Source organism: Halobacteriovorax sp. (assembly GCF_041587335.1).
Lineage (GTDB): Bacteria > Bdellovibrionota > Bacteriovoracia > Bacteriovoracales > Bacteriovoracaceae > Halobacteriovorax.
The window spans coordinates 1-5,123 of record NZ_JBFGYP010000168.1 but is presented as its reverse complement, the minus strand read 5'-3'; the positions used below and the strand labels follow the sequence as shown (position 1 = coordinate 5,123).

Sequence of the window (5,123 nt, the reverse complement as noted above, 5' to 3'; positions counted from 1 at the left end):
TTACAACTCATTATTGGAATGGTAACAGTGGGAGAATTATTTACTATATCCTTAACTATACTCACTTCAGGTTGAATCGGATTAAGACTTAAAGATCTTGCGAAATCATTCGCTGTCCCAAGAGGAAAGTATATTACTTTAAGTCTATTTATATTTTCGATATTATTTATTAAATAATTTAAACTACCATCACCACCAAGAACAACCACGGTAGTATCTTCATCATCTTCTATGTCTTTTATTTCTTTAATATTAAAAGTTAAACTGAGCTCTTCTATGAATGATGAATACTCACTCTTTTTTTCACTTGAAGCACAAATATATATATTATTCATATCATTCCCCAGTTAATTAAAAAGAAAAGAAGAGAGGGTCACCCCTCTCTATCTTTTATCAAAAGACAAAGACTAATTTATAGCTTCATCAATTTTACTTTCAACAGAATCCACATAATCTTCAAATTTGTCTTTTGCTACATCCCACTTGTCTTCAGAGCTATCTCCAACATCAGCAAGTTTGTTCTTTAGTGAATCTTTCATATCTACTAGATAATCATACTTATCTTCTAACTCTTCTTTAGCCTCACCTGATAGTTCAGAGACTTTTTCACTCATCTTCTCTAGCTTCTTATCCATTACTTCAATTTTCTTTTCAGTTGTTTTTTTCAATTCTTTGTAGTCTTGCTTGAAACTTGTTCCTGCATAACTACTCATTGAAGCAAAACAAACCATACTAACTAATAATAATTTCTTAAACATAATCTAACTCCTAGTTATTTATTCTTATAAAAAGCATTATTGCGATTAGAACGATTATAAAAATACTCGCTCCTTTAAACATTGGTTTTGAATATATTGACTGATCAAAATGACCACTTATCTTTCTTGTTTTAACTCTTCCTCTAATACTAACTAGAAGAATTGTTATAGTTGTAAAAAGCCCTAACCAAGCGAGCCAACTATTAATAAACATTTCACTCTCCTATAAGTTTGTTTTCTTATCTACTGCTTTTGCAAAATGTAAAACAACAGAAACTACAAAACCTACCAGAAAAATAAATGATAAGATTTTTGCAACCCCAGCACTAGCTGCAGCAATACCTGAAAATCCAAATATTCCAGCAATTATAGCGATGATAAAAAATATGGTTGCCCAATAAAGCATTACTACCTCCTTTGCTCTGACACTTATTATCTTGCCAAAGTAGGAGGAAGTAGTCTTTTCAGTATGTTTTAGTAAATGTGTAGGAATCTACACTTTTAAATAGAATAATATTTTCAATTAGTTACAAGTCGTAAAACGGAATTAATTAATAATTCAGGTGAAACAGGCTTAGTAATATGGTCATTAAAGCCAGCTTCTTTAGTCTTTTCTTTTTCCTCTTTCATTGCATGAGCAGTCAGAGCAACAATAGGACGATCAAAAGATCTCTTTCTTAGTTGCTCAATCACTTGGAAACCATCCTTGCCAGGCATTTGGAGGTCTAAAAGAATGAGGTCGAAGTATTTTTTTTCAGAAATATCAAGAGCTGCTTGTCCATCATTGGCAATTTCAACTTCAGCACCTGCTTCACTTAAGTAAAGTTTAAAAAGACGAGCATTTTCTTTTGCATCATCGACAACTAGAATGCTTTTTCCAGTAAGTGCATTTATATCAATCTCAGATTTTTTTTCATCTATTATATTCGTAGAAAAAGAGCTCATTAACTCTAGAGTTTTTGGTTCACCAATATTAATAACAACTTCCATCGCTGTACCAACATTAACTTTAGAGCTTAATATTCTAACATCACCACCCATACCACGGGCAAGGCCTTTAGAAAGAACTAAACCAAGACCTGTTCCTCCAAAGTGTCTTGCTACTGATGTATCACCTTGTTCAAATGGCTTAAAGAGCTTATCCACTTTCTCAGGAGGAATCCCTATTCCTGAATCACTAACTCTTAAAATAAGAGCATTATCTTTCTTAAGATAGGACACTACAAGCTCAACAAAACCTACTTCAGTGAACTTAATTGAGTTTCCAAGAATATTAAAAAGGATTTGTTTTAATCTCTTAGGGTCAGTCATTATATATTCAGGAATTTTACCATCATTTTTAAATCTAAGGTCAATCCCATTTTCTTCTGATTTAACATTAATTAGTGAATAGACTTCATTCAAGAAAGTAGTTAGGTGAACTTCTTCATCTTCAAAATCAAACTTACCTGCTTCAATTTTTGAAATATCTAATATTTCATCTATCAACCCAAGTAAGTGAGAGGCATTTTGGTCGATGACTTTAGCAGCATCCCTCTTCTCATCTAATGAAACGTTGTCTCTTTTGAGTAAATCTGCATATCCAATAATTGCAGTCATTGGTGTTCTAATTTCATGGCTAATATTAGCTAGAAAGTCTGTCTTTGAACGACTTGCACTCTTTGCTCGTAAAAGAGCGTCTGAGATTTTCTCATGTTGAGTTAAGATTGTAAGGTGAAGCGGCCTAAAGACTAACAACCATATTAAAATAACTTGCAGTATAGATAGCGCCACTAAGATGAAGCCCATTTTATTAAATAAAAGCAGTGATTCTGCTTGCTCTTTTTGTAGCTTTTGACCAACTAAGGTTAAAATTCCAATCAATCCATCTCTTGAGCTATTTGTTAAAAATTGAATATTTCTTCTTATTTCTCTATAACTAATATCCTCATTATCAACTAAAGTTCTAGCGCGCTTGATAAACTTAAGCATTTCAGAGTTTACATTATTATCTTTAATTATATTTTCAAGTGTATCTATCGAAGGAAGATCGTTTTTAGAAAACCAATTATTTAACTTTTCATTTTCAGAGTTTAACTCTTTTAAAAAATGCCTAAATTCTACAGTCGGGATATTATACTCAGAATCAAATTTCTCACTTAATAAGGATATCTTACTCACTAAACTGAGTTGTTTAGTAATCATCGAGTACATTTCTTGAATAGAAGACTGAGTCCTTACATTTCTCATGTGAAGGCTAACAGCAAAATAGGACACTAAGGCAACTAAAGATATTCCGAAGAATGAATAAATAAAGAATTTCTTCTTAGTATTTCTAATTAATTTCTTAGAAGCTTCCATATCTACTTACTCTTAGCCCCAAGAATATCACCTTTCAATTCTAGATAAGTGGATATTTTATTAATAAGTAATTTTGTTTCATCAATACACTCTCTCTCCGTACTCTTTTCTAAAGAAATACTTAGACCCTCAAGCGAGTTAAATCCATAAGGAACAGAGAAGCCTTTCCACTTATGTGCTAGGGCCCTAATTGAAGATAAATCATTATTTGCAAGACATGCTAACATAGTCTCAAGTTCTTCTTTTCGATCTTCGTAAAATTCTAGAGAAAATTCTTCTAAACCAGGCGAGGCCTTCTCTTTTGACAAATCAAACATAACAACCCTCTGCATTACTACAATATTGCTCAAAACATTAAAAGCGTGGTATATTTATGCCATTAAATACATGAAAAATCACTCATATATGCCCATACAGCCTAACTATTGGAATTTATAAATGAATTATTCAATACTTCTAGTCGAAGATAGTAAAGAAATATACAGAATGGTCGAACAGGCCCTTAAAGGTCCTCTTTTACAGATTGACTGGGCAACTACTATCTCTGAAGCGGAGACATTAGTTTCAAAAAATTCTTATGAGATTATTCTACTAGACATTGAGCTTCCAGATGGAAGTGGTCTCGAACTCTGCTCAAAAATACAGCTAGATTCACCAGAGCAGCCTATTTTCTTTTTAACATCACACGATGATCTATCTGAAAAAGTTTTAGGTTTTTCAGCAGGGGCAGATGATTATATTACAAAACCATTTAACCCTTTAGAACTTAAAGCTCGAGTGGAAGCAAAGTTAAAAAAGTTAGAGATATCTAAGAAAAGTGCCGATCATTTAAGATGGAATGAAATTGAAATAAATATGTCTAGTCAGGAAGTAAGGATTCTTGAAGAAGGAAAATTTCAAGATACAGAACTAACTGCACTAGAATTTAAAATTCTAACTTATTTTGCAAACCGTAAAGGTGAAGTAATAGATAGAGACTCAATGCTAAATGATATTTGGGGTGAAGATATACATGTCTACTCTAGATCTGTAGATACACATGTAAGTAAACTTCGAAAAAAGTTAGGTAGTGTATCTAATATTATTGAGTCTATTCATGGAGCAGGCTATAAGTTCTCACCTACTGAGTAGGTTAGATCTTATATTTTTGAATTATAAATTCCCAAATCTCATTAGTTTGAGTCAGTTTAGATTTTATTTTTCTTTCTTCTTCTTTTGAGTAGTCTTTTTTTATCAACAGACTAGTTTCATTAAGACTAGCTCTTAGCTCATCAATTCTATTAGAAAATTTCACTCGCTCAAAACTACTTAAATTTTCTTTAACTTTTTCAACATCAATTTTTAAAAAACTTTTTCTAATTTCTTTAATTCTCTTTTCGAAAACCCTTTCACTTTCTTTTTCAATTTTAACTATAGGCAAATTGACTTTCCTACTTTTTTCACAAGAATATAGAAAAGAAATTAATCCCATAAGTATAAAGTACCTCACAACATCCTCCTATAAGTTCAATATTCTTGCCCTACAAAGAGTAGAGCAAGAATGTTTATTATTTTTGTTTTAATAAGTTATCTATACTTTTGATATGTCTTCTTTGTCTTGGAATGAAAGTATTTCTAATCTCTTCTTTTTGGAAGCTAGAAATAAGTTCACTCTCTAACATATTTTCATAATTAGATAACCCATGCTCTTCCCCTCTTTTTAGAGCAAGAAGAGCTGTATCTTCACCAAAGAGTTTAGAAACTCCTACAAATGCCTCAACAGCTTCCCCCCAAATACTTGAGGTTGATTCGGGAATTTTCCCAGACATTCGAGCTTCTTTTCTCCAAAACATTAGTGCATTTTCATGATCCAATCTTAACTGAACTAACCTATACACCTCAGGATCATCACTAATTGATTCAAGAACCTGCGAGTAAGCTTCTGTTGCAGAAATCTCCCCTCTTAGAATCTCATCTATATCTTTATTGGTAATAGTTCCAAAGTTTGGAGCATTAAATGTGTCTGTATTGTTATTCGTATACATA

9 protein-coding genes are annotated in these 5,123 nt (G+C 32.1%); 1 reads left to right on the top strand and 8 read right to left on the bottom strand.

Going from position 1 to position 5,123, the window contains the following annotated elements; all coding sequences use genetic code 11:
• The 6 genes from ABX784_RS15355 to ABX784_RS15330 form a co-directional block, all read right to left on the bottom strand.
• The coding region (locus tag ABX784_RS15355) for a diacylglycerol kinase family protein (RefSeq protein WP_372655944.1) at positions 1–335 on the bottom strand (335 nt) is incomplete at its 3' end.
• Positions 336–407: 72 nt separating this feature from the next.
• Positions 408–758, bottom strand: coding sequence for a hypothetical protein (locus tag ABX784_RS15350; RefSeq protein WP_372655943.1), 351 nt, complete (start codon positions 756–758; stop codon positions 408–410).
• Between the two features lie 10 nt (positions 759–768).
• Entirely contained in the window at positions 769–972 is a 204-nt protein-coding gene (locus ABX784_RS15345; protein WP_372655942.1) for a hypothetical protein, read from the bottom strand.
• A 9-nt stretch (positions 973–981) separates the two neighbouring features.
• Positions 982–1,164, bottom strand: a complete 183-nt coding sequence (locus tag ABX784_RS15340) for a DUF1328 domain-containing protein (protein ID WP_372655941.1) — start codon at positions 1,162–1,164, stop codon at positions 982–984.
• A 113-nt stretch (positions 1,165–1,277) separates the two neighbouring features.
• Positions 1,278–3,098, bottom strand: coding sequence for a hybrid sensor histidine kinase/response regulator (locus ABX784_RS15335; protein WP_372655940.1), 1,821 nt, complete (start codon positions 3,096–3,098; stop codon positions 1,278–1,280).
• A 2-nt stretch (positions 3,099–3,100) separates the two neighbouring features.
• Complete coding sequence (locus ABX784_RS15330) at positions 3,101–3,415, bottom strand: hypothetical protein (protein ID WP_372655939.1); 315 nt, start codon at positions 3,413–3,415, stop codon at positions 3,101–3,103.
• Between the two features lie 121 nt (positions 3,416–3,536).
• Here ABX784_RS15330 and ABX784_RS15325 point away from each other — a divergent pair, with 121 nt between their 5' ends.
• Positions 3,537–4,229, top strand: coding sequence for a response regulator transcription factor (locus ABX784_RS15325; protein ID WP_372655938.1), 693 nt, complete (start codon positions 3,537–3,539; stop codon positions 4,227–4,229).
• Position 4,230: 1 nt separating this feature from the next.
• On the opposite strand, the gene ABX784_RS15320 is transcribed toward ABX784_RS15325, so the two are convergent.
• Both ABX784_RS15320 and ABX784_RS15315 read right to left on the bottom strand, forming a co-directional pair.
• Positions 4,231–4,569, bottom strand: a complete 339-nt coding sequence (locus ABX784_RS15320; protein WP_372655937.1) for a hypothetical protein — start codon at positions 4,567–4,569, stop codon at positions 4,231–4,233.
• Between the two features lie 76 nt (positions 4,570–4,645).
• Positions 4,646–5,123: hypothetical protein (locus ABX784_RS15315; protein WP_372655936.1), on the bottom strand; the 478-nt coding region annotated here is incomplete at its 5' end.

What these genes read in the sequence shown, in the direction of transcription:
- ABX784_RS15350 (WP_372655943.1), bottom strand. Translation starts at nt 758, where the DNA reads ATGTTTAAGAAATTATTATTAGTTAGTATGGTTTGTTTTGCTTCAATG.
- ABX784_RS15345 (WP_372655942.1), bottom strand. Translation starts at nt 972, where the DNA reads ATGTTTATTAATAGTTGGCTCGCTTGGTTAGGGCTTTTTACAACTATA.
- ABX784_RS15340 (WP_372655941.1), bottom strand. Translation starts at nt 1,164, where the DNA reads ATGCTTTATTGGGCAACCATATTTTTTATCATCGCTATAATTGCTGGA.
- ABX784_RS15335 (WP_372655940.1), bottom strand. Translation starts at nt 3,098, where the DNA reads ATGGAAGCTTCTAAGAAATTAATTAGAAATACTAAGAAGAAATTCTTT.
- ABX784_RS15330 (WP_372655939.1), bottom strand. Translation starts at nt 3,415, where the DNA reads ATGTTTGATTTGTCAAAAGAGAAGGCCTCGCCTGGTTTAGAAGAATTT.
- ABX784_RS15325 (WP_372655938.1), top strand. Translation starts at nt 3,537, where the DNA reads ATGAATTATTCAATACTTCTAGTCGAAGATAGTAAAGAAATATACAGA.
- ABX784_RS15320 (WP_372655937.1), bottom strand. Translation starts at nt 4,569, where the DNA reads ATGGGATTAATTTCTTTTCTATATTCTTGTGAAAAAAGTAGGAAAGTC.